The following is a 21,903-nucleotide window of genomic DNA, read 5'->3' on the forward strand; positions in this document are numbered from 1 at the left end:
CCGGATCGGAACGGTCGCGAGTGACCGTGACATCCAGGGTGGGTTACCCGACTCGTGCCGCCTCGCGGGCGAGGATGCGGTCGCGCTGTTCTTCGAAGCGGATGACATCGCAACCGAGTTTGTCGATGTATTCGCCGAGTTCTTCGCGGCTGCGCTCGCCGCGCGCGGTGAAATCGGTTCGCTTGAAGACATCCCAGACTCGCAGGACCGGCAACAGCACCTCGTCCAAGTGCTGGCGCAAATCGTAGATCCCGTGCTTGACCATCAACACGCCATTGCGACGCCAGTTCGGCATGCCGGTACCCGGCATGGCGAAGGTCTTCACGACGCCGGTCACGGCCTCCATCGTCTGGTCGGGAGCGATGTCGAACGCGGCGCCGGTGATATTGCGATAGAACATCATGTGCAGGTTCTCATCGGCCGCGATGCGCTGCAGCATCCGGTCGGCGATCGGGTCGTCGCAGACACGGCCCGTGGTGCGATGGCTGACCCGGGTGGCCAGCTCCTGGAACGTCACATACGCGACCTGATCGAGCACCCCGCCGAAGCCGGGCGGCGCGTGCACACCGCGAGTCAGATGCACCATCCGGTCGTTCTCCAAGGCGACCGGATCGACGGCGCGGGTGCATACCAGGTAGTCGCGCATGGCGATGGCGTGGCGGTTTTCCTCCGCGGTCCAGCGGCCGACCCAGGTGCCCCACGCACCGGTCTGCGAGAAGTTCTCCGAGATCACGCGGTGGTAGGAGGGCAGGTTGTCCTCGGTCAGCAGATTCGTGACCATCGCGACCTTGGCGACCTCCGAGAGCCGTGACTGCTCAGGATCCCAATCCTGGCCACCCATTGCCGCGAAGTTGCGGCCCTCATCCCAGGGCACGTAATCGTGCGGACACCAGTCCTTGACCGTGGCCAAATGCCGGTCGACATTGGTCGCGACCACCGGCTCCAACTCGGTGAGTAACTCGATCTGCGTCAAATCCATTGCTATGCAGCGCCTTTCGATTCGGTGGAAATGACCACGGAACGTACCGCTGTTCATGCATCTTTGACTGTGCGAGCTAACCGCCCCCAACCCTAGACGAGCGCGATCGGGTTGGTACACGGGTCCGGTCGATCAACCCGGTGACCGACCGAAGGAAAGTGCGGTGGCGGGAGCATCACCGGTAGCTGGGGATCATTGGTAGCTGGGGACGATATCCGCGCTGGCGGCGCGCTCGTCGGTCGGGCGGCGGCGCAGGCGGGCCCGTTCGACGGCGGGCGGGTTGTAGGCCATGTCGAGCATTCCGATATCGGTGCCGGGCGGCACGATGGCGTCGATCCGGTCGAGGACTTCATCGCTCAGGATGGTCTCGGCACCGGCGAGCAGGTCGTCGAGCTGATCCATGGTGCGCGGGCCGATGATCGCCGAGGTCACGCCCGGGTGGGTGATCACGAATGCCGTCGCCAGGTGCGTCAACGACATCCCGGCCGCCTCGGCGACGGGGATGAGTTGCTCGATAGCGTCGAGCCGACGCTCGTCGCGCAGATGTCGGAAGCCGAAGCTGGCCCGATGACTGTTGGACTGCTGACCCTTGCGGTAGCGGCCGGTGAGCAGGCCCCCGGCCAGCGGACTCCAGACCAGCGTGCCCATTCCGTAGCGCTGACAGACCGGCAGCACCTCGCGCTCGATGCCGCGATTGAGGATCGAATACGGCGGCTGTTCGGTGCGGAAGCGCTGCAGACCACGACGCTCGGCGACCCACTGCGCCTCGACGATGTCCGATGCGGGAAAGGTGGACGCGCCGACGGCCCGAACCTTGCCGCTGCGGACCAGATCGGATAGCGCCGAGAGCGTTTCCTCCACATCGACCGACGGATCCGGACGGTGGACCTGGAACAGGTCGACATGATCGGTCTGCAGTCGGCGCAGCGAATCGTCGAGTGCGCGCACCAGCCAGCGCCGCGAATTCCCCTGCTGATTGGGATCGTCTCCCATGGGGAGGTGCGCCTTGGTGGCGAGCACGACATTGTCCCTGCGGTCCTTGATGGCCTTGCCGACGATCGTCTCGGACTCACCGCGTGAGTAGAAATCGGCGGTGTCGATGAAGTTGATGCCCGCGTCCAGGGCCTTGTGGATGATCCGGATCGAGTCGTCGTGGTCGGGGTTGCCGACGGCGCCGAACATCATGGCGCCCAGGCAGTACGGGCTGACCTTGATACCGGTTCGGCCCAGCGTGCGGTAGTTCATGGTTCTCCTCATGGCGGGGTCGGCGGTCGGCGCCGCGTGCCCTATCATCAATCAAGCGGAACGATGTTCCAGAACTATACGGAACATTGTTCCGGTATGGCAAGAGGAGGAGCGGAGTGAGCGAGATCGAGCATGGCGACACCCCGGGCGCACCCGGTACGGCGCGGAGTGCGTCGGGACGTCGGGTACGCGCCGATGCGCAGCGCAATATCACCGCGGTGCTGGACGCGGCCAAGGCTGTATTCGCCGTCTCGGGCGTGGACGCCCCGGTGCGCGAGATCGCCACCAGGGCGGGCGTTGGCCTCGGCACCATCTACCGCCACTTCCCACAGCGCTCCGACCTGGTCGTGGCCGTTTTTCAACAGGAGGTCGACGCCTGCGCCGATGCGGCCCCCACCCTGGCGGCCGAGTACGAGCCCGATGCGGCACTGGTGCGCTGGCTGCATCGGTACACCAGCTTCATCGCGACCAAACGCGGACTCGCCGCGGCGCTGCACTCGGGAGATCCCGCCTTCGAGCCCCTACCCGCCTACTTCCAGCAGCACCTGGTGCCGGCTCTCGGGTCGCTGCTCGAATCGGCGGCGGCCGCAGGTGCGATCCGCGCCGATATCGAGCCCTACGATCTGCTGCAAGCGGTGGCCAACCTGTGCCTACCCGCCGATAACGACCACGCCCAGCGCATGGTCGACCTGCTCATCGACGGGTTGCGATACGGCGCCCCTGGCGGTCGAGCGACCTGAGGCAGCTACCCCGATAAGGGTGCCAGCGGCCGACCGCCTTTCGCGCTGCCGAAGTTGACCGACGATGCGGACCCCAGAGCCGCCCTATTCGACGTGCAGTGCCTGGTCGAGGAATGCCCGCAGGTGTGGGTTGACGGCTTCGGCGTCGGTGAGGCTCAGGAAATGCGCGCCGCCGTCGATGATCACTGGAGGTTCGGCGTTGGGCAGGGCCGCTGCCAGCTCACGAGCGCGGTCGACGGAATAGGCGGCGTCGGCCGAACCGTGCAGAACCAGTGCCGGGCAGGCGATCTCCGGCGCGCGGTCGAGCACGCTGTCCCGCTCGACCAGTGGGGTGAGCACGCGGTCGATGTGGTCCCCGGACAACCGCCGCCACTTGGCCTGCCACTCGGTCGCGTCGTGCTGGCCCAGGCAGATCGCGGCATTGAGATCGAGCAGTTCCTGGGTCGGACCGTTTTCGCGCCACGCGGCGGCCGCTTGGCGGTACCCGGCGGCCACCTGCGGATCCTCGGCGCTGCCCGAGGTGCCGAGCAGCGCGAGTGCGGCCACCCGCTCCGGTGCCAGCAGTGCCATGCGCAGGGCGATGAACCCGCCCTGGCTCGTGCCGATCACGGCGCACCGGGCCACCCCGAGTTCGTCGAGCAGGCCGAGCGCGTCGCGCGCCACATCCCAATAGGTGAACGGAGCCTCGGCCGGAGTACCACCGTGGCCGCGCTCATCCATCGCGATGAGCCGGAACGCCCCGCCGAATGCCCGCACCTGCGGGGCGAACATATCGGCGTCCATGAGGTAGCTGTGCAGCAGTAACACCGCAGGCCCGGTGCCGCCGTGATCGATAAAACTCACCAGTTGGTCATCGTTGACCTTCGCCGTTTTCCGCACGGGCCCAAGTCTATTCAGATCGCTGTCAGCGCGGGCTGTTTGTCGGATCCGTGGCATTCGGCCTAGTTCGACACAGCAGCGATACGCTGGGTTGTCGCGATCTTTCTCGCTGGTCAGAGCCGCCTGTTGTCGGCTTCCGCGCACACGGCACCATGTCCCCAAGGGCGTGACGGCCTCCGGCGGCTACTACGCGAAGTTCGCGCGCTAACCGACGTGTGCGCGCAGGTCCGTGGCCGCAGCGTGGTGGACCCGGCGTGCGAGCAGCGACGGCAGCCCTTCGTGACGGGCCCGTTCGAGACCGATCCGCGTTACCGCGCCGACGACCGTCCGCCACACGAGCCGACTCGCCGGGATCGTATAGCTCAACCGGGTGTCGGCGCGTATCGCAGTGTCATACCGTCGTTTTCGAGCCAGCCGGTCGACCCACCCTTGGTCTCGCACCGATCGCGGCCGATCGCGGCCGGTCTCGCACCGATCGCGGCCGATCGCGGTGTCCGGGCGCGTCGATGGCCGAGAACTTCATCCAGAGCGGAATTTCGTTCGGTCATCCTGCCCAACCATTTCTCTGGCGATCAATTCGGCATACAGGCAGCTGCCGCATCCCATCCGTAACTGCCGCCGAATGGTAACGAATGTGCCGCTGATCCAGGTCATTTGATCCGGATTTCCCAGCCTCGAGAGCAAATGCGGGCACAATCTATAATGGCTTTCCCCGATTCCGGGCGCACGGGGGTACAGGCACACGAAGCAACCGGCCTGGATGGCGGCGGAATTCGGGTCCGTTCGGCAACTTGTCAGAAAACGAGCAGGAGGTGCGAGTGGACGTGGCAGCGCGAACAAGGGGCGAGCGGGGAGTTCATGGTTTGCTGAGCAGAATCGGCATTGTCACGGCGACGGCTGTGCTGGTGTCATGGATCGGTGCGGCAGCGGCTGTCGCCGAGCCGCCGGACACAGAAATAGTGCGCACGTCAGCAGGCAGTTTCGAGGAACTCTTCGCGCCGTCCAGTATGGGGCCGATCAAACTCCAGGTGCAGTGGGCGGCGCGCGGCGGGAGCGCGGCACTCTATGTGCTCGACGGTCTGCGCGCGCCGAACGACCACAGTCAGTGGACGACGGACACCGATGCGCTGCGCCAGTTCGCGGGCGACAACATCACGTTGGTGTTTCCGGTCGGCGGTAGGTCGAGTTTCTACACCGACTGGTATCGACCGAGTAGTACCAACAATCAAGCGACCACGTACAAGTGGGAAACCTTCCTCACCCGGGAACTGCCTGCCTTCCTGGAAGGATTCGGTGTGTCACGTACCAACAACGCCATTGTCGGCGCCTCCATGGGCGGAAGTGCCGCACTGACGTTGGCCGGTCACCATCGCGACCAGTTCAAATTCGCCGGATCCTTTTCGGGATTCGTGCACCCGACATTTCCGCTCTGGAACGAGGCGATGCGCGCCGCCATGGTGGACGAGGGCAACTTCAATCTCGACGATATGTGGGGCCCGGTCGACGATCCCGCATGGAACCGAAATGATGCCACCGAGCAGGCCGAATTGCTGCGCGGAATGCCGATTTACCTCTGGACGGGCAACGGGATGCCGGGTCCACTCGACCTTCCGTATGGCGTGGGCAATACGATGAACGCGATGGGCCTGGAGACGATCACAGAGATATCCGCCCAAATGTTCCGCGATCGCGTGGCGGCGTTGGGAATTGCCGCCCGAATCGACATCGTCAACGGAACACACACCTGGCCCTACTGGCAGCAAGCGCTCGCGACGGCGCGGCCGATGATTCTCGATGCGCTCGGCGTGTAACGGTCACACACGAGTGCCGAGCCGGGGAACCCGCGGTCGGTTAACGACGCGCTCAGGTTTCCTCGACGGGCGCAGACAGAAGCAGACCGGGCGGCCAATGGTCGCCCGGCCGCGGATCGTTGTGTTCGATTACCTGCGCTGATCCACCGATCACGGGAACGGTGAGAAGAAGCCGATCGCGGCGCCGACGGCTGCGCCGATTGCGCATCCGGGGATGGCTCCGACCAGGAAGAACCAGATCCCGATCGCAACGCCGACCAGGCAGCCGATGGTCGCACCGACGGCAATGGAAATCGGTCCCCATGCCTGATGCACACCGGGCATATTCTGCGACGTGATGACCTCATCGGACGGCCCGCCGACCGGTGTCAGGGTCAGTTGCGTGCTGGTGCTGTCCAACCCCGGTGTCACCGCGAGCGCCTGCCCCGCGTCGGTGCGCAGTGTCGTCGGGATGGTGCCGACTATCGCGCCGTCGTCCGCAAGCACATTGACCGCATCCGGCGCGAGGACGAATCTGCCGGAGGCGAGGGTCACCAGAGCGCTGGTGTGATCGGCCGCGAGACTCGTCGTGTAGGCGATCGGGCCATCCGAAGCGGTGAAGCTGACATCCGCCAGCGCGGCCTCGCCATGTGCGGTGGCCGTGGCTATGCTGGTTGCCGCGACGGCCATAAACGCGGTCGCGAGCAATTTCTTGATGAACATCTGCCTTCCAATCCTTGCCGATTCCTTTAACGTTTCCCCCGACAAATGACACCCAGACAAGTACAATCATGCGCCGCATGATCAACGAATGTCGATGGGTACCAAATTTCCAAATTTTGGTCTGTTTTCTCCCCCTAGGGATTTGCCCGAATTTCCCGTATTCCGCGCGTGTCGCGGAAAACGATGCGGAATCGACGCGTGAGCTACCCAGGCGCCGATTTTCATCCGTTGCAATAACGGCGGCGAGCGGGACGAGGCGGAATGATGCCGCAAGCCAGGTGATCAGGCTGCCGAGCGCCGAATACGCTCCCCTGCTGACTGAGCGGGTTGAATGATGGGCTAGCTGTCGACGTGGACGTGCGGGCGTTCGGCCGGATTCGGCACGGCTCGGCGGATGATCTCCCGGGTCACCGGTGCGACCTCACCCTCACCGACGAAGAGGAATTTCAGCAGGTTGACCAGCGGATTGCCCTCTGTCCATTCGAAATACACGTGTGGTTCCAGGCCGGTGCGGTCGCGGATGGCGAGCAGGATCGCGGCGATGGAGTTCGGGACGGCGGTGGCTTCGACGCTCAGGATTCGATAGCCCGCCACTTCGAGGCCCGTCACTCGCAGGTCGGTGCTGAAATCGGAGGCGTCACGGACGATGACCTCCAGGAACAGGATGGGGGCGTCGGCGGGAATGTGGCTCTCCAGACGCTGGTCGGCCTCTTTTTCCCGGTACTCCTCGGGCCGACGCTGGTCGATATCGTGGGTGACGATGCGGATCATGCCCTCGGCCGCGGCCCGATCGATCATCGCGGCGGCGGTTTCGTCGAAAGTCACCTCGATGGCACGCAATTCGAAGGAGCGCCGGGCGCGCGAGATGAAGGACACCGCGATGATCGTGACGATGAACAGCGATGCCAGCTGCACACCCTCGGGGCGTTCGAAGATATTCGCGATGGTGGTATAGACGAAGACCGCCGATATCACGCCGAAGCCGATCACCTTGTTGCGCTGGCCTTTTCGCGCCGCGGACAGGGTCACCGCGACGGCGGCGGAGGTGATGAGCACGAGCACACCGGTCGCGTACGCACCACCCTGCGCGTCGACATCGGCGTCGAAGTACCACGTGATACCGAAGGCGATGACCGCGAATACCAGCACCAGGGGCCGCACCGCGCGTGCCCATTCCGGCGCCATGCCGTACCGGGGTAGGTAGCGCGGCACCAGATTCAGCAGTCCGGCCATGGCCGACGCACCGGCGAACCACAGGATCGCGATGGTGCTGACGTCATAGGCGGTGCCGAAGACATCGCCGAGGTATTTGTGCGCCAGGAAGGCCAATGCCCGACCGTTCGCGGATCCGCCGGTTTCGAACTCCTGCTCCGGAATCAGCACGACCGTAATGAAGCTGGTCACGATGAGGAAGGTGCTCATGATCAGGGCGGAGGTCGTCAGCAGCTGGCGCGCACCGGCGATGCGTGCGACCGGATCGTCATCGCAATCGCCTGGCGCGCCCTTGATCTGCGGCATTACCGCGACACCGGTCTCGAATCCGGACAACCCGAGTGCCAGCTTCGGGAACACCAACAGCGAGATGCCGATCATGGCCGCGATATTGCCGTGTTCGGCGGTCAACGCATGCGTCCAGTCCACCACCAGATCACTCGCCGTGAGTACCTGATACAAACCGACAACGGCGACAACAACATTCAGCGATAGATACGCCGCGACCAGTGCCACCGCGATCTTGATGGCCTCCGCGAAGCCCTTCAGGAAGATCGCCGCGAGCAATGCCAGCAGGACCAGTGTGATGAGCAGATTATGGTCGCGCAGAGCCGCAGGGACATAAGGGTTTTCGACGATATGCGCGGCACCGTCAGCGGCGGACAGCGTCATCGTGATGACGAAGTCGGTGGCCGCGAATCCGAGCAGCACCAGGATGAAGATCTTGCCGGTCCAGCGCGGCAGGTGCTGGGTGAACATGGCCAGGGAGCCGCCGCCGTGCGGACTCTCCCGCGCCACCCGCCGATACACCGGCAGCGCACCGAACAGCGTCAGCGCGACCAGCACCAGCGTGGCCAGCGGTGACAGCACACCGGCCGCGACGGCCGCGATACCGGGCTGATAGCCCAGGGTCGAGAAGTAGTCGACACCGGTCAGGCACATCACCTGCCACCAGGACCGCTCGTGTTCGGCATCGCCCGGTTTGCGCATCGGACCCGCATGCTGGGAATACCGCTCGTCGGTCGCGCCCTGCAATAGCCAGGATGAGAAGGGCGAGCGCGTTCGCTCCTGGGTTGTGGTCATGACATTCCCCTGCGAGATTCGTCCGGTTGTGCCGGATGATCTCCGACCCCGCGCAAATCTACGGGAACTCTGCCTCGGACAACGAGGCCCGGTGCGATACCACGCCACGCCAGTGCCACATCACCATTCGGCGAATGACCCGTCCTTTCGATACCAGATCGGGTTGCGCCATCGATGGCCCCGCTCGGCGGCACGCGCCACCGCTTGCTCATCGATCTCGATGCCGAGGCCGGGGGCACGCAGCAGGTCGACATAACCGTCGCGGTAAGCGAAAACGGTTGGGTCGAGCAGGTAATCGAGGAGATCGGAGCCGGTGTTGTAGTGGATGCCGAGGCTTTGTTCCTGGATGAGCAGATTCGGGGTGGTGAAGCCGACCTGCAGGCTCGCGGCGAGGGCGATCGGGCCGAGCGGACAATGCGGGGCCAAGGCGACATCCCGGCTTTCGGCCAGTGCGGCGATGCGCCGGACCTCGGAAATGCCGCCGGCGTGCGATAGATCGGGTTGCACGACGGCAATGCCTTGATCGAGGACAGCATTGAAATCCCAGCGTGAATACAGTCTTTCGCCGGTCGCGATGGGAATGCTCGTCGCGCGGGTGATCTCGCCGATCTGCGCACTGCATTCCGGGACCAGTGGTTCCTCCACGAAGAACGGGAGATACGGCTCGAGCAGGGGCAGCACCCGCCGCGCCATCGGAATCGATAGGCGGCCATGGAAATCGACGGCGATATCGAACTCGTCACCGGTCGCCGCGCGCACCGCGGCCACCCGATCGACGATCTCCCGGGTCGCGCGTGGTGTATCGATCGCCTCCAGTTCGGCCGAGCCGTTCATCTTGATCGCGGTGAAGCCCTGCGCCTTTCGCTCCAGCGCGGCCTCGGCGACATCGTCGGGACGGTCGCCGCCGATCCAGCTGTACACCCGGATCCGATCGCGGACCGCGCCGCCGAGCAACTGCCACACCGGCACGCCGAGCGCCTTACCGGTGATATCCCACAGCGCTTGGTCGATGCCGGCCACCGCACTCGACAGAATCGGCCCGCCCCGATAGAAGCCGCCCTTGGTGAGGACCTGCCAGTGCGCCTCGATGCTCATCGGATCCTTGCCGATGAGATAGTCGGCCAATTCGTCGACGGCGGCGGCGACGGTGTGCGCGCGGCCCTCGATGACCGGCTCACCCCAGCCGGTAATGCCCTCATCGGTCTCGATCTTCAGAAAGCACCAGCGCGGCGCGACCAGGTAGGTGGTGAGTGCGGTGATTTTCACCGGGACTCCTTTCGCACGCTCCAGCCGCCGTCGACGACCAGGTTGGCGCCGGTGATGAAGGAGGCGTCGTCGGAGGCGAGGAAGGCGACGGCGGCGGCCACCTCCTCGGGCGCGCCCATCCGGTCCAGGGCGGTGGCCGCGGCGGACAGCCGCCGCCCCGCCTCGTCGACGTCGTCCCATACCGGGGTGAGGATCGGGCCGGGCAGCACGGCATTGACGCGGACGCGGGCGCGTCCGTACTCCACGGCCAGTTGTCGGACCAGTGCGGTCAACCCGCCCTTGGCAGCGGCGTAGACCGGATAGCCGGGCAAACCGAATTGTGCGTGCACGCTGGAGATCGCGACCACATTGCCGCCGCGGTCGCGCAGATCGTCGATGAAGGTGCGCAGGCCGAGGAACAGCGGGGTCAGATTGACCGCGAGACCGTCATCCCAAGCCTGGCGGGTCAGCTCGTGTGCCGCGACGGTGGCCTGTTGGGATGCGTTGCTGCACAGGAAGTCCAGCGGTCCGAACAACGCGTTGACCCGATGCCGGAGTTGGATCCAGGACTCCTCCGAGGACACATCGCAGCTGACGAATTCGGCCCGATGGCCCGCCGCGCGGATCTTCGAGGCAACCTCGCGGCCCGCCGGTTCGGCGATATCGGCGATGACGACCATGGCGCCATCGGCGGCGAGCCGGTGGGCGGTGGCCGCACCGATGCCGGATGCGGCCCCGGTGACGACCGCGACCCGGTCTGCCAGACGACTCATGCTCTTCCCCTCATCGGTTGATGTCGGCGCCGGTGATCAGGCCGAGTTCGTGCCGCGACGGCAGTCCTGCCCAGTCACCGGGTACGGATACGGCGAATGCGCCACAGGTGGCGGCCAATCGCAGGCGGTGTCGCGCGGACCCATTGTCGAGCACTCCGGCGAGGTAGCCCGCGACGAATGCGTCGCCCGCCCCGACCGGGTCGACACTGCGTACCGCCACCGAGGGCTGCCGGATCAGCTCGCCATTGTGCAGTGCGAGTGCGCCTTCGGCGCCGAGTTTGATCACGACCTGCGCAGGGCCGAGTGCGGCAAGGGATTCCGCCATGGCGGCCGGGCTCGCGGCCGGGACGAGCAGGGCCGCTTCATCGGTGCCACCGAAGACGATGTCGGCTCGGGAGACCAGCTTCGAAAGCTCCACCGCGGCATCGGCTTGCGACCACAGTGCGCGGCGATAGTTGATATCCAGTGAAACGGTCACTCCGGCATCGACGGCGGCGTCGAGTGCGGTGTGGACGGCGTCGCGGGCGGATGGGCTCAGGGCTGGGGTGATTCCGGTGAGGTGCAGTATGCGCGCGGCGGCGATCTGGAGGGGGTCGATATCGGCTGCCGACAGTCGCGAACCCGCGAGACCCTTGCGGTAGTAGGTGACTCGGATGTGGTCGGCGGTGCGGCGCTCGCGCAGCATCAGACCGCTGGGCAGTTCCGGATCGATCCGGCATCGCGAGGTATCGACGCGTTCGGCGCGGAGCCGGTCGAGCACCATGGTGCCGATGGCATCGGCACCGACACTACCCACCCATGCGCTGTCGTGGCCCAACCTGCGGACGCCGATGGCAACCGTCGCTTCAGCGCCCGCGAAATCCATGCGCAGTGCCGCACCGGGGGCCAACGGACCGGACTCGGTGGCGGCGACGACACCGAGTGCTTCGCCGAGTGTCACCAATCCTCCTGTCACAGCAGCGACCTTCGCGCGCTGACAGCTTCGATGACCGCAATCGAATTGCGCGAAACAGCCCTCATAGCAACGCCTTCCGCACAGCGGCCGCGCGCTCGCGCAACGCATCCAGATCACCGCTGGTGCACGCGTCACCGACGAGCGGCGAGCCCATGCCGAGCGCCTTGGCACCGGCATCCAGATACGCTCTGGCATCGGCGAGCCCGATTCCGCCCGTCGGCACCAGCGGGATCTGCGGCAGCGGACCCCGAATCGCCTCGAGATATCCGGGACCGCCGACCGAGGCCGGGAACACCTTGACCATGGCGGCGCCCGCGGCCCAGGCGCTGTGGATCTCGGTGGGTGTGAACGCACCACAGATCACCGGGACGCCCATGCGGCGGCCCTCGGCGATCACCTCGGGACATACCGTCGGCGTGATCAGGTATGCCGCACCGGCGTCCACAGCTCGTGTGGCATCGAGGGCGGTCAGTACCGTGCCCGCGCCGACCGGGTGGGCGAATCCGGAGCTGTCGCGCAATGCGTCCAGGGCGCCGGGGGTATTGAGCGTGAACTCCACCGCGGTAATGCCCGCCTCGTGCAGGGTGGCGGTCACCTCGGCGAACCGGGTGGCCGACGGGGCACGCAGGATCGCGATCACCGGCGGCTCCAGGGGCAGGCCGTGATCGATGGTCATGGGTTGCGCACCAACCTCGCGTCGGAGTACGTATTCGTCGGGAGTCCGGTCGCATCGGGCCTGCAGGTGAACAGCGAGCCAGCACCCGCAGCCGCGGAACCTTCCGCGGCGGTGGTGATCACGAGGACATCCAGATCCGGTCCGGCGAAGGCGCAACTGGAGACCTGCGCCGGGCCGATATCGATGACCGCATGCGGTCGGCCCGCGGGGTCGAACGCGCGCACCTGTCCGGCGCCCCAGACCGCGACCCAGACGAATCCCCGGGTGTCCACGGTCAGACCATCGGGTAGACCGTCCGGGAATTCCGCGAAGGTCCGGCCGCCGGTGAAAGTGCCGGTGGCCATGTCGTAGTCGAAGGCATCGACCCGATGCGTGGGGCTGTCGGCGTAGTACAGCGTGGCGCCGTCCGGACTCCAGCCGAGGCCGTTGGAGATCGTCACCTGCTCGCGCACCATGCGCACCGTCGCATCGGGGTCGAGACGATACAGCGCGGCGGTGCCGACGATTTCGTCCTCGGACATGGTGCCGGCGAACAGCCGACCGCGCGGGTCGGCCTTGGCGTCGTTCATGCGTCGCCGCACCCCGTCCTGGGGCAGGGAAAGTGCCGCGACCTCGGTGATCGTTGCGTCATCGGCGATGTGCAGAAAGGTATCGACGGCGGTCGCGATCAGCCCGCCCGATGCGCACGGCACCACCGCGCTGACCCGCCTGCCCACCGCAACGGTGGACCGGCGTTCGAGGTCGCCGTCGCGCAGGACGGCACGATGGATGCGCCCGGCCGGAATGTCCACCCACAGCAGCTCATTGGTGCGGTCATCCCAGACCGGTCCTTCACACAGCCGGCCCGGCCGCGGCGAGCACCGTTCGGCTTGCAGTTCGATCATTGTTTGCTCCTGGTGTGAGTTGGCAACGGCGGGCTACGTCGGGAGCCCGACCGCGCGTTCCCCGCTGCGCCGCTGCTGGATGACGACCGCGGCGACCAGCAATGAACCCTGAGCGACGTTCTGCCAGAACGTATTCACCCCAACCACATTGAGCCCGTTGTCCAAGGCACCGAGCAGCACCACCGCGAGCAGCGTGCCGCCGATGGTGCCCTTGCCGCCCTTCAACGCACATCCGCCCAATGCCGCCGCGGTGATCGCCTTCAGCTCGAGCCCTTCACTACCCGAGACCGGCTGTCCGGAACCGGTCCGCGCGGTCAGGATGATTCCTGCGATGGCCGCCACCGCACCGGCCAGCACGAATACCGCGATGAGGTACTTGTTGATATTGATTCCGGAAAGCCGTGCGGCCGTGTCATTTCCGCCGATGGCGTAGATATTGCGGCCGATATCGGTGTATTTGAGCAGCACATGCATGCCGGTCGCGACCAACGCGAGGATGACCACCGGCACCGGTAAACCGAGAATCTTGCCGCGGGCGATGAAGATGAACACATCATTGCCCAGCACGAAACCCTGTGCCTTACCGCCGGATATCAACTGCGCGACACCCTTGAACGCGGCCAGTGTGGCCAGCGTCGCGATGACCGGATTGACGCGACCGTAGACGATGATCAGCCCATTGATCGCCCCGAGCACCAGCCCGACACCGATTGCCGCCAGAATGCCCAGGAAGGCATTGTCGGCGGTCGCGGTGAACGCCATCGCGCTGATCACCGACGCGACACCGGCCTGCGAGCCGACCGAAATATCGAGTGCGCCACAGATGATCACCACGGTCTGCACCACGGCGAGCAGACCGAAAACCGTGACCGCTTCGCCGATTCCGGCCAGATTCGCCGGATCGAGGTAGCCGTCGTTGAGCCAGGCGAAGATCGCGACGACCACAGCGAGCGCGCCGATCAGACTGAGATTGCCGCTGCCGATCGCCTGCACCAGACGCCGCGGCGCGAGTGTGGCCGCACCGCGCGCCAGGGTCGAGGGCGGCGCGGCGGCGGCGGTCTCCACCGGGAGTGAGAGTTGTTGGTCTGTCATGGGTTTCCTCGAGATGTATGCGACAGGTCTGCGGCCATGGCCAGCGCGAGAATCGCCTCCTCGCTGGCCTCGCCCCGGTCCAGCTCGCCGGTGACCCGGCCGTGCTGCATGACGACGATCCGGTCGGCCAGGCCGAGCACTTCGGGCAGTTCGGAGGAGATCACCAGCACCGCGACACCGGATTCGGCCAGTTCCTCGATGATGTGATAGATCTCGACCTTCGCCCCGACATCGACGCCGCGGGTCGGTTCGTCGAGGATCAGCACCTTGGGTTTGCGCGCCAGCCAGCGGGCCAGCACCACCTTCTGCTGATTGCCGCCGGAGAGCTTGCGCACCTCCTGCTCGATGGAAGGTGTTCGCACCCTCAGTGATTCGACGTACTGCCGTGCCAGCCGCCGTTCCGCGCCGCGCCGGACGAACCGCAGCCGCCGCAACCGGTCGAGCATCGCGAGCGAAATATTGTCGCGCACGCCGCGATGCAGCAGCAGCGCCTGCGCCTTGCGCTCTTCCGGCGCGTATCCCAATCCGGCCCGCACCGCATCCCGCGGCTGCCGTAGGCGCAGCTTCTTACCGTCCACCCGCACTTCCCCCGAGTGGATCGGCAGATCACCGGCGAGCGCACCGGCCAGCTCCGAGCGGCCCGCGCCGACCAGTCCGGCCAGCGCGACCACCTCGCCGGCGCGCACCCGCAGGCTCACCTCCGACACATCGTCGGTCGTGACCGCATCCGCATCGAGGACGACCCGCCCCGGCGTAGCGTGCTTGCGCGCGAACAACGTCGACAGATCCCGGCCGACCATCATCCGGACGATCTCGCGATCGGTGGTCTCGCCGGTCGCCCGCTCGCCGACGAGCGCGCCATCGCGCAGCACCGCGACCCGGTCGGCCAGCCGGAAGATCTCCCGCATCCGGTGCGATACATAGATGACCGCGAGGCCCTGCTCCCGCAATCGGCCGATCAGCGCGAACAGCGATTCGGTCTCATGGTCCGACAGCGATGAGGTCGGCTCGTCGAATGCGATCACCTTGGCGTCGGTGGTCAGCGCCCGCATGATCTCCACCAATTGACGTTGCGCGGCAGTGAGTTTCGAACCGACGGTGTCCGGATCGAGATCACGATCGAACCCCAGTCGGGTGAGGTCGGCACGCATGCGCTCGCGCAGTGCCGCCCGGTCGAGCAGGCGACCCCGGCGCCGCGGCAGCGCACCGAGGTAGACGTTCTCGGCGACCGAAACATGCGGAACGATCTCCGGCTCCTGGCCGATCACCCGGATCCCGGCCGCCCGCGCGGCGGCCGGGGTGTCCATCTCGAGTCGCACACCATCCAACTCGAGATGGCCACTGTCCGGGCGGTGATCGCCACCGAGGATGCGGATCAGGGTGGATTTACCGGCCCCGTTCTCACCCATCAGCGCGGTCACCGCACCAGCGGGAAAATCCAGGCTCACTTCGCGCAGGGCCGGCACCCCGGCGAAGCTCTTGCTCAGCCCGGACACCCGCAGTCCGGTCAGCTGCATGTGACGCCCGCCTGCTGCCAGTTGGTCGAATCGACCATCTTGGTCGGCGCGTACGCCTCGGGCGGCATCTGCTTGCCGTTCTTCAGGTAGTCGTAGATCGTCTGAACCGACAGCGCGCCAACGTCTTTGCCATTGATGAACAGCGCCGCCTTGAATCCGGTCGGCTTACCGCCGCGCCATTCCTTGCAGGCCAGATAGGCGCCGAGGCCGACACCGAGCACATTGTCGGCGGCGTATCCGGCGTTCTGGATGGCCGCGACACCGCCGCTGACGTTCTCGTCATTGCAGCCCATGACAATCCAGTTCTTCACCGACCGGTTGCCCGACACCGTTGCCGAGATCTTGTTCTGCGCATCCGATGGGGTGTTATCGGTGCCGACCTCGATCACCTTGACATCCACACCGGCGGCCTCCCGAAATGCCTTCTGATTGGCCTTCACTCGGTCGGTGCAGACGGTCACATCCTGCTTCCAGGCGTCGATGATCGCGGTCTCCTCCGGCTTCCATCCCGCCTTCTTGAAGTCCTGACCGGCGCGGGTGCCGACCTCGGTGCCCATCTGGGTGCCGCTGAAGCCGACCCGGGGCACGAGATTGTCCTTGGCGCAGGACGCCGGGTCCGGACCGTTCGCACAGACCTGGTCATCGGAGGTCAGCAGCGCGACGCCACCGGCCTTCGCCAGCTGCGCGACCTGCGGGCCGACCGACGGATCGGGTACCACCACGATCACGCCGCTGGCCTTCTGGTTGACCGCGTTTTGTACCTCGGTGACAGCCCTGTTCGCGTCATTGCCGAGATTGACCACCTTCAGATCGATGCCCAACTCCTTGGCCTTGGCCTTGGCGCCATCGGCCTCGCCGATGAAGTACTCCTGATCGCCCTGCTTCTGGGCGTACACCAGGCTGATCGGGCCGCTGGTGTGTTGCGGCCCGGTCGCCTTCGAGTTGTCGTCCTTGCCGGATGAGCAGGCCGACACGGCTAGTGCGAGCGATACCCCGCAGAAAACGGCTCTGGTCCAACGGCTTTGGTGGGTCCAGGACATGGGGCGCTCCTTGTGTGATCTGCCGCGCACTCGGCGTCTGGTGGTGACCTGGGTTACAGTAAGACTTCCACTAATAGTTGTAAATACTGTTGGCCGAAGCGCTCGGGTAGCGTCTGCGAATATCAATCGGAAGGAGATGGCCCGACCGTGTACCAGCTGACCGCGCGCGACATCAGACGCCGGAACCGCTTCTACGTGCTGCAGGCGGTATACGCCGCTGAGGGCCACACCAGCCGTCAGGAGATCGCCCGAGCGACCGGGCTTTCGTTCGCGACGGTGGGCAATATGATCGCCGAGCTATTGGACGTCGGGGTGCTCGCCGAACTCGGCTATGACGCGCCGGGCGTCGGCAGGCCGCGCGCCCAGCTGGCGATCAATCCGGAGCGCGGCATGCTCGTCGGCGTCGATATCGCCGAAACCAGCATCCACTTCGACCTTTTCGACCTGGCCATGACCGTGCTGCGCTCGGTCGAGATACCCGTCGATCCCGAGGCCACCCGGCCCGACGATGTCGCCGAACTCATTATCCGCGGCATCCGCGAGCTGACCGCCGACGATGCCGACAAGGTACTCGGCGTCGGATTGAGCGTGCCCGGTCTGGTCGAGCCAGAGGGCGGGGTCTCGGTGTTCTCGCCGTACTGGCACTGGCACGACGTTTCGCTCAAGTCACTGCTCGCGCCGCGCCTGCCGCATCCGCTGTACCTGGACAATCCGCTGAAAGCCAGTACGGCGGCGCATCTTTGGTTCGGGGCCGGACGCGATGTGGACGATCTGATCGTCGTGACGCTGCGCGCAGGTGTCGGCATCGGTGTCGTCATCGATGGCACGCTCTACCGCGGCGTCACCAACAGCGCGGGCGAATGGGGCCACACCAACCTCGTCCTCGATGGACGCTTATGCCGCTGCGGACGTCATGGCTGTGTCGAGGCGTACGTAAGCGCCCCCGGCATCGTGCAGACCCTGCGCGAATCGGATCCGGCCAGCTCACTTTTCGGCCCCGACGACGCGGCCACCATCACCGCCATCGCCGCCGCGGCCGCACGCAATGACGCCACCGCCGTCCAAGTCATCGAAAAGACCGGCCACTACCTCGGTGTCGCCGTCGCCAACCTGGTGAATCTGTTCAACCCCCGCACCATGGTCTTCGGCGACCTGGTCGCCAACGTCCTCGGCGAACGCCTACTGGAAGTAACCCGACGAGTCGCCGCCCACCACGCCATGTCCGATCCATTCGCCGCAGTGACCCTGCAACTGTGCACCCTCCCCCACAACCCCTCCAGCCTCGGCGCCGCAACCTTCGCCCTCGAAGGCTTCCTCGCCGACCGCGAAACCTTCGGCTCCATAGCCGCCCGTCGCGCCATCCGCACGTCGAGTACGTAGGTCGATTCGCAGGCGCGGCAATGTCTCCGGACAGCCGGGCCTCGAGCCCACGACCGTCGACAGCTCTACTGCGGCCCGGCAACCCCTACGACCTCACCCGCGGCCGGATCGTGTTCTGGTACAGGACGTAGCCGGCCCGCGACACCGCCGAGTGGGCTAGGTCCCGACCGAGTCCGGCCGTAACGGCGGCAGCGCCATGGCCTTCGGTCAGAATCCCGCGGAGCCGGTTCGCGGGAGGCTCGCGCGCGGGACCGCGCTGGTCAGGCCCCAACCGACCACCGCACCGCCGCCGCAGCCGAGCGGAATCGTTACGGCGCTATGCGGTTCGATGTCCTGGGTGATGGGGGTGTTCTCGTAGTAGTACTCCGGCGCGGTGCCATTGGGCGGCCACATTGTGGTCACACAGGTGAACGTGCCGAATATGACGTAGGCCTCGTCGTTGTCGTTGTTGCAGGCGAGCCCGTCACAGTGGACGCCGGGCGCCAGATCTTGTGCGATTGCCTGCGGCGCGAGCGCCCCCATTGCAGCACAGCACATTCCGGCCGATACCAGCATGCGTGCGGTAAGACGAATCATTGATTCCACCCCCGTGAAAGTTCTCCCTTTCCTCGAGGCTAACAGAACTTCCTAGGCCGCCATCGGGTTCGGCGGCAGCCCGACGCTGTCTCTCGAACCTGACTCGGCCCGAAGGGAGCCGCATCACGTGCGTGGCCGGCTCAGCCGAAGTGATTGTGCAGCAGTGGATTTCATCATCGGCTTGGTGCGCTCCGGGCCCGCAGGGCAATTCAGGTCCTTCTAGCAGTTTCGGACGACGCGATCAGCGGCATTCCCGGATGTTCTGAGCAGCAAAGGTTCCCGTGTCCTGCCTCGTACACCTTGCCTGGCTGGCGGGCTGGTGGTCGGCAAGTTGGTTGGCACCTGTTGTCGACGCTGGTGGATGCTCAGGCCGGTCGTCGTTGCACGGCGTCGGAGATGACCGCTGTCACGAATTTGTCGACCGCCGCCGTGGTCGGCGGGCCGCAATCGCGGTCTGTGAACAACAGATGCCCGCCGCCGACGAGGGACAGAGTGAGCGAGTCGATGTCGGCGTCGGCGGCGATGCGGCCCAGCTCGCGCTCGTCGGTCAGATAGGTGGAGATCGCGGTTGTCGCCTCGGCGAGGATCGCTATGCCGCCGCCGCTTCGCGCTCGCCGTAGTCGAGCGCGCACCTCGTCACGGAAGGTGATGAGCGGGATGATCGCCACCGGAACCGGCCCGAACACAACGGTCAGCGCGCCGGTCAGATTGGCGGTCACCGTGCCGGTGCCGGCAGCGGCACGCAAGGCACTCGCCTGCGCCTCGAGCTGCGCGGCCCGGTCGAGCACGAGGTCGGTGAGGAAGGCGTCGAAGTCGGTGAAGTGCCGGTGCAGAACGCCTTTGGCGCAGCCCGCCTCGTCGGTGACGGCCCGGCTGGTCAGTCCGTTCGGCCCGTCGCGCAGCAGCACGCGTTCGGCGGCGTCGAACAGTTGCTGCCGCGCGTCGCGAAGGTGCACCCCAGTTGGCACTCGCAGATCCTTTCGTGCGTCGATCCAGAGGCATTATTGCGCAGTGGGCATGCGCCCACTAAGGTGGGCGAATGCCCATAATACCGCGAGAGCAACCAGCACCGCCCGCAGCGCAGCCGGGGGAGTCCCAGCCGATGGCCACGTCGTTCGGCGTGGACGCACAGCGCTATGACCAGGCCAGACCCGACTACCCCGACGCATTGGTGGCGCGGATCCTCGCCGGGAGCCCCGGGACGGACGTGCTCGACATCGGCTGCGGTACCGGCCTCGCGGCCCGCCAGTTCCAGGCCGCAGGGTGCACGGTGCTCGGCGTCGAACCCGATGCGCGAATGGCCGACTTCGCGCGAGCCCGCGGCCTGCGGGTCGAGGTGGCGACCTTCGAAGCGTGGGAGCCGGGCGACCGGATCTTCGATGCGGTCATCGCCGCTCAGTCGTGGCATTGGGTGGATCCGGTTGCCGGTGCCGCGAAGGCAGCCGCCGTGTTGCGCCCAGGGGGACGACTGGCGATCTTCGGTCACGTGTACGAGCCACCCGTCGAGGTGGCAGAACCGTTCGCCGCTGCCTACCGGCGGGTGGCGCCGGACTCCCCGCTCAGCGGCCAACCAGCTCGACGTCCCCTGGAACTCTACGCAGCGGGATACGAGAAATTCGCCGACCAGATCCGCGAGACCGAACAATTCGGAGATCCCGAACAGTGGCGATTCGACTGGCAGCAGTCCTATACGCGCGACCAATGGCTGGAACTGCTCCCCACCACCGGCGGTCTCACCCGGCTCCGTCCGGATCAGCTGGCCGAGATACTGGACGCGACCGGCAACGCCATCGACGCCCTGGGTGGATCCTTCACGATGGACTACACCACTCTGGCCGCGACCGCCGTACGCGCAGGCACCTTCTGACAAGCTCGATCTGGCCCCCGCGCGGCCGAAATCGGCCTCCTCGCTTGCCGAACCCGGTGACCAGACGCACTCGACCGCGCCGTGACCGAAACGCAGTCGAGCACTCGGCACCGCCTGGAATCTCCACCCTCGATCACGCACGCAAATCGGCATTTCCGGACGTTCAATTGCCGTAGCCATGATGGGTTCCAGGGTGCTGCCGTACCCCTGCGGGGCTTGCCATCGAACCCAGCGGTCCCACCGACGACCAAGGCCCTTGGTGCTGAGTGAGATGTCCTCCCAGCCACGTGGACGCCGGAATCGCACTCCTAACCGGCCACACTTGGCCCCTCCAGGTGTGGCTGCTAACCGCCTCTGCCAACGCCCTGTAATGCCGATTCCAGGGTGTTCGGACATCGCGCGCGACTTGAAGGCGGACAACCGAGACTACGAGGTTGGGCTCCTAGAGTTCAGGCGACATTGAGAACGAGCACGACTGACGTCGCGATCGAGAGCGCGAGGAAGACCAAGGCTCCCAGCATGTTCCGGTCGCCGCTGCGGAGGTGGGCGATGATCGCGCCGGTGAAATAGAGCACCAGTCCGATCGCGGCGGCGATCGCGAAGGGCGGGAACCAGATTCCCCAGAGGAGACCGACCGTCGCGGCGATCTGCAGGCTCCCGAGCGCGGTGAGCTGGGAGGTGGTGAGGTGGACCGCTTCGGCGAATTGGCGTATCCACGCGGGGCGCAAGAACTTCATCGCTCCGGACTGGAGCATGGCCAAAGCGAGCAGGACAGACAAGATCAGGGCTGCGATGTGCATGACGGCTACGCTAGGAATCCGATAGGTACCCTTTGGTAACCTTCGGACCGTGAGGCCCCCTGCTGGAATCATGTTCATGTCCGACTGTCCCGCCCGCACAGCAATCGAGATCGTCGCGAACAAGTGGTCCGTAGTCACCCTGTACGCGCTCGCGGATGGCCCCAAGCGGCATAGTGAACTTGTCGCTTTGTCGGGCGGTATCTCGCGGAAGGTGCTGACCCAGACCCTGCGCCGCTTGCAGAGCAACGGCCTCATCGATCGACAGCGGTACGCCGAAGCGCCCCCACGGGTGGAATACAGCCTGACCCCGCTCGGCCGGACGCTCCAGGAACCGATAGCGATGCTGACGGAGTGGGCGCAGACGCATGGAGAAGCACTCCTCGACTTCCAGGAATCGGCAGCCGCGAACCAGACGCACTAGGTTCCACACAGCCCACACCATGTGTC

At 65.9% G+C, this 21,903-nt stretch carries 21 protein-coding genes; 5 read left to right on the forward strand and 16 right to left on the reverse strand.

Annotated features, from left to right (window positions below):
• Positions 1–43: 43 nt before the first annotated feature.
• Both ACQP0C_RS31250 and ACQP0C_RS31255 read right to left on the reverse strand, forming a co-directional pair.
• The gene (locus ACQP0C_RS31250; RefSeq protein ID WP_433734714.1) at positions 44–985 is read right to left on the reverse strand and encodes an acyl-ACP desaturase; all 942 of its coding nucleotides are present in this window, start codon (positions 983–985) and stop codon (positions 44–46) included.
• 186 nt (positions 986–1,171) lie between these two features.
• Entirely contained in the window at positions 1,172–2,224 is a 1,053-nt protein-coding gene (locus tag ACQP0C_RS31255) for an aldo/keto reductase (RefSeq protein WP_433725761.1), read from the reverse strand.
• Positions 2,225–2,340: 116 nt separating this feature from the next.
• Here ACQP0C_RS31255 and ACQP0C_RS31260 point away from each other — a divergent pair, with 116 nt between their 5' ends.
• Complete coding sequence (locus tag ACQP0C_RS31260; protein ID WP_433725763.1) at positions 2,341–2,964, forward strand: TetR/AcrR family transcriptional regulator; 624 nt, start codon at positions 2,341–2,343, stop codon at positions 2,962–2,964.
• A gap of 84 nt (positions 2,965–3,048) precedes the next feature.
• Here the strand turns inward: ACQP0C_RS31260 and ACQP0C_RS31265 are convergent, their stop codons facing one another.
• Positions 3,049–3,843: an alpha/beta fold hydrolase gene (locus ACQP0C_RS31265; RefSeq protein ID WP_433725765.1), complete on the reverse strand. Its 795-nt coding sequence runs from the start codon at positions 3,841–3,843 to the stop codon at positions 3,049–3,051.
• An 863-nt stretch (positions 3,844–4,706) separates the two neighbouring features.
• On the opposite strand from ACQP0C_RS31265, the gene ACQP0C_RS31270 reads away from it, so the two are divergent.
• Positions 4,707–5,654, forward strand: a complete 948-nt coding sequence (locus ACQP0C_RS31270; protein WP_433725767.1) for an alpha/beta hydrolase — start codon at positions 4,707–4,709, stop codon at positions 5,652–5,654.
• A 150-nt stretch (positions 5,655–5,804) separates the two neighbouring features.
• Here the strand turns inward: ACQP0C_RS31270 and ACQP0C_RS31275 are convergent, their stop codons facing one another.
• The 10 genes from ACQP0C_RS31275 to ACQP0C_RS31320 form a co-directional block, all read right to left on the reverse strand.
• Positions 5,805–6,356: a hypothetical protein gene (locus tag ACQP0C_RS31275; protein WP_433725769.1), complete on the reverse strand. Its 552-nt coding sequence runs from the start codon at positions 6,354–6,356 to the stop codon at positions 5,805–5,807.
• Between the two features lie 339 nt (positions 6,357–6,695).
• The gene (locus ACQP0C_RS31280; RefSeq protein ID WP_433725770.1) at positions 6,696–8,651 is read right to left on the reverse strand and encodes an amino acid transporter; all 1,956 of its coding nucleotides are present in this window, start codon (positions 8,649–8,651) and stop codon (positions 6,696–6,698) included.
• A gap of 120 nt (positions 8,652–8,771) precedes the next feature.
• Positions 8,772–9,917 (reverse strand): galactonate dehydratase, encoded by a 1,146-nt coding sequence (gene dgoD, locus ACQP0C_RS31285; protein WP_433725772.1) that lies wholly within the window; start codon positions 9,915–9,917, stop codon positions 8,772–8,774.
• Entirely contained in the window at positions 9,914–10,669 is a 756-nt protein-coding gene (locus ACQP0C_RS31290; RefSeq protein WP_433725774.1) for an SDR family NAD(P)-dependent oxidoreductase, read from the reverse strand. The genes dgoD and ACQP0C_RS31290 overlap by 4 nt, the downstream gene beginning before the upstream one ends.
• 10 nt (positions 10,670–10,679) lie before the next feature.
• Positions 10,680–11,609: a sugar kinase gene (locus ACQP0C_RS31295; protein WP_433725776.1), complete on the reverse strand. Its 930-nt coding sequence runs from the start codon at positions 11,607–11,609 to the stop codon at positions 10,680–10,682.
• Positions 11,610–11,685: 76 nt separating this feature from the next.
• Positions 11,686–12,300, reverse strand: coding sequence for a bifunctional 4-hydroxy-2-oxoglutarate aldolase/2-dehydro-3-deoxy-phosphogluconate aldolase (locus ACQP0C_RS31300; RefSeq protein ID WP_433725778.1), 615 nt, complete (start codon positions 12,298–12,300; stop codon positions 11,686–11,688).
• Positions 12,297–13,184 carry an SMP-30/gluconolactonase/LRE family protein gene (locus ACQP0C_RS31305; protein WP_433725780.1) on the reverse strand — a complete coding sequence of 296 codons (888 nt, stop codon included), beginning with the start codon at positions 13,182–13,184 and terminating at the stop codon, positions 12,297–12,299. The genes ACQP0C_RS31300 and ACQP0C_RS31305 overlap by 4 nt, the downstream gene beginning before the upstream one ends.
• Before the next feature lie 33 nt (positions 13,185–13,217).
• Positions 13,218–14,276 carry an ABC transporter permease gene (locus ACQP0C_RS31310; RefSeq protein ID WP_433725782.1) on the reverse strand — a complete coding sequence of 353 codons (1,059 nt, stop codon included), beginning with the start codon at positions 14,274–14,276 and terminating at the stop codon, positions 13,218–13,220.
• Positions 14,273–15,793: a sugar ABC transporter ATP-binding protein gene (locus ACQP0C_RS31315; protein ID WP_433725784.1), complete on the reverse strand. Its 1,521-nt coding sequence runs from the start codon at positions 15,791–15,793 to the stop codon at positions 14,273–14,275. The genes ACQP0C_RS31310 and ACQP0C_RS31315 overlap by 4 nt, the downstream gene beginning before the upstream one ends.
• Positions 15,784–16,833, reverse strand: a complete 1,050-nt coding sequence (locus ACQP0C_RS31320; RefSeq protein WP_433725786.1) for a substrate-binding domain-containing protein — start codon at positions 16,831–16,833, stop codon at positions 15,784–15,786. The genes ACQP0C_RS31315 and ACQP0C_RS31320 overlap by 10 nt, the downstream gene beginning before the upstream one ends.
• A 147-nt stretch (positions 16,834–16,980) precedes the next feature.
• Between ACQP0C_RS31320 and ACQP0C_RS31325 the strand changes: the two genes are divergently transcribed.
• Positions 16,981–18,213, forward strand: a complete 1,233-nt coding sequence (locus ACQP0C_RS31325; protein WP_433725787.1) for an ROK family protein — start codon at positions 16,981–16,983, stop codon at positions 18,211–18,213.
• Positions 18,214–18,420: 207 nt separating this feature from the next.
• Here ACQP0C_RS31325 and ACQP0C_RS31330 read toward each other — a convergent pair whose 3' ends face one another.
• A complete protein-coding gene (locus ACQP0C_RS31330; RefSeq protein ID WP_433725789.1) occupies positions 18,421–18,789 on the reverse strand; it encodes a hypothetical protein in 369 nt (122 codons plus the stop codon).
• Positions 18,790–19,154: 365 nt separating this feature from the next.
• Positions 19,155–19,757 carry a TetR/AcrR family transcriptional regulator gene (locus ACQP0C_RS31335; RefSeq protein ID WP_433725791.1) on the reverse strand — a complete coding sequence of 201 codons (603 nt, stop codon included), beginning with the start codon at positions 19,755–19,757 and terminating at the stop codon, positions 19,155–19,157.
• Between the two features lie 71 nt (positions 19,758–19,828).
• On the opposite strand from ACQP0C_RS31335, the gene ACQP0C_RS31340 reads away from it, so the two are divergent.
• Positions 19,829–20,656 carry a class I SAM-dependent methyltransferase gene (locus tag ACQP0C_RS31340; protein ID WP_433725793.1) on the forward strand — a complete coding sequence of 276 codons (828 nt, stop codon included), beginning with the start codon at positions 19,829–19,831 and terminating at the stop codon, positions 20,654–20,656.
• A 449-nt stretch (positions 20,657–21,105) separates the two neighbouring features.
• Here the strand turns inward: ACQP0C_RS31340 and ACQP0C_RS31345 are convergent, their stop codons facing one another.
• The gene (locus tag ACQP0C_RS31345; protein WP_433725795.1) at positions 21,106–21,456 is read right to left on the reverse strand and encodes a DoxX family protein; all 351 of its coding nucleotides are present in this window, start codon (positions 21,454–21,456) and stop codon (positions 21,106–21,108) included.
• Between the two features lie 76 nt (positions 21,457–21,532).
• On the opposite strand from ACQP0C_RS31345, the gene ACQP0C_RS31350 reads away from it, so the two are divergent.
• Positions 21,533–21,877 (forward strand): winged helix-turn-helix transcriptional regulator, encoded by a 345-nt coding sequence (locus tag ACQP0C_RS31350; protein ID WP_433725797.1) that lies wholly within the window; start codon positions 21,533–21,535, stop codon positions 21,875–21,877.
• The last annotated feature ends 26 nt before the right edge of the window (positions 21,878–21,903 follow it).

The sequence above is a fragment of the Nocardia sp. CA-129566 genome (genome assembly GCF_050956075.1).
In the GTDB taxonomy this organism is placed as follows: Bacteria; Actinomycetota; Actinomycetes; order Mycobacteriales; family Mycobacteriaceae; genus Nocardia.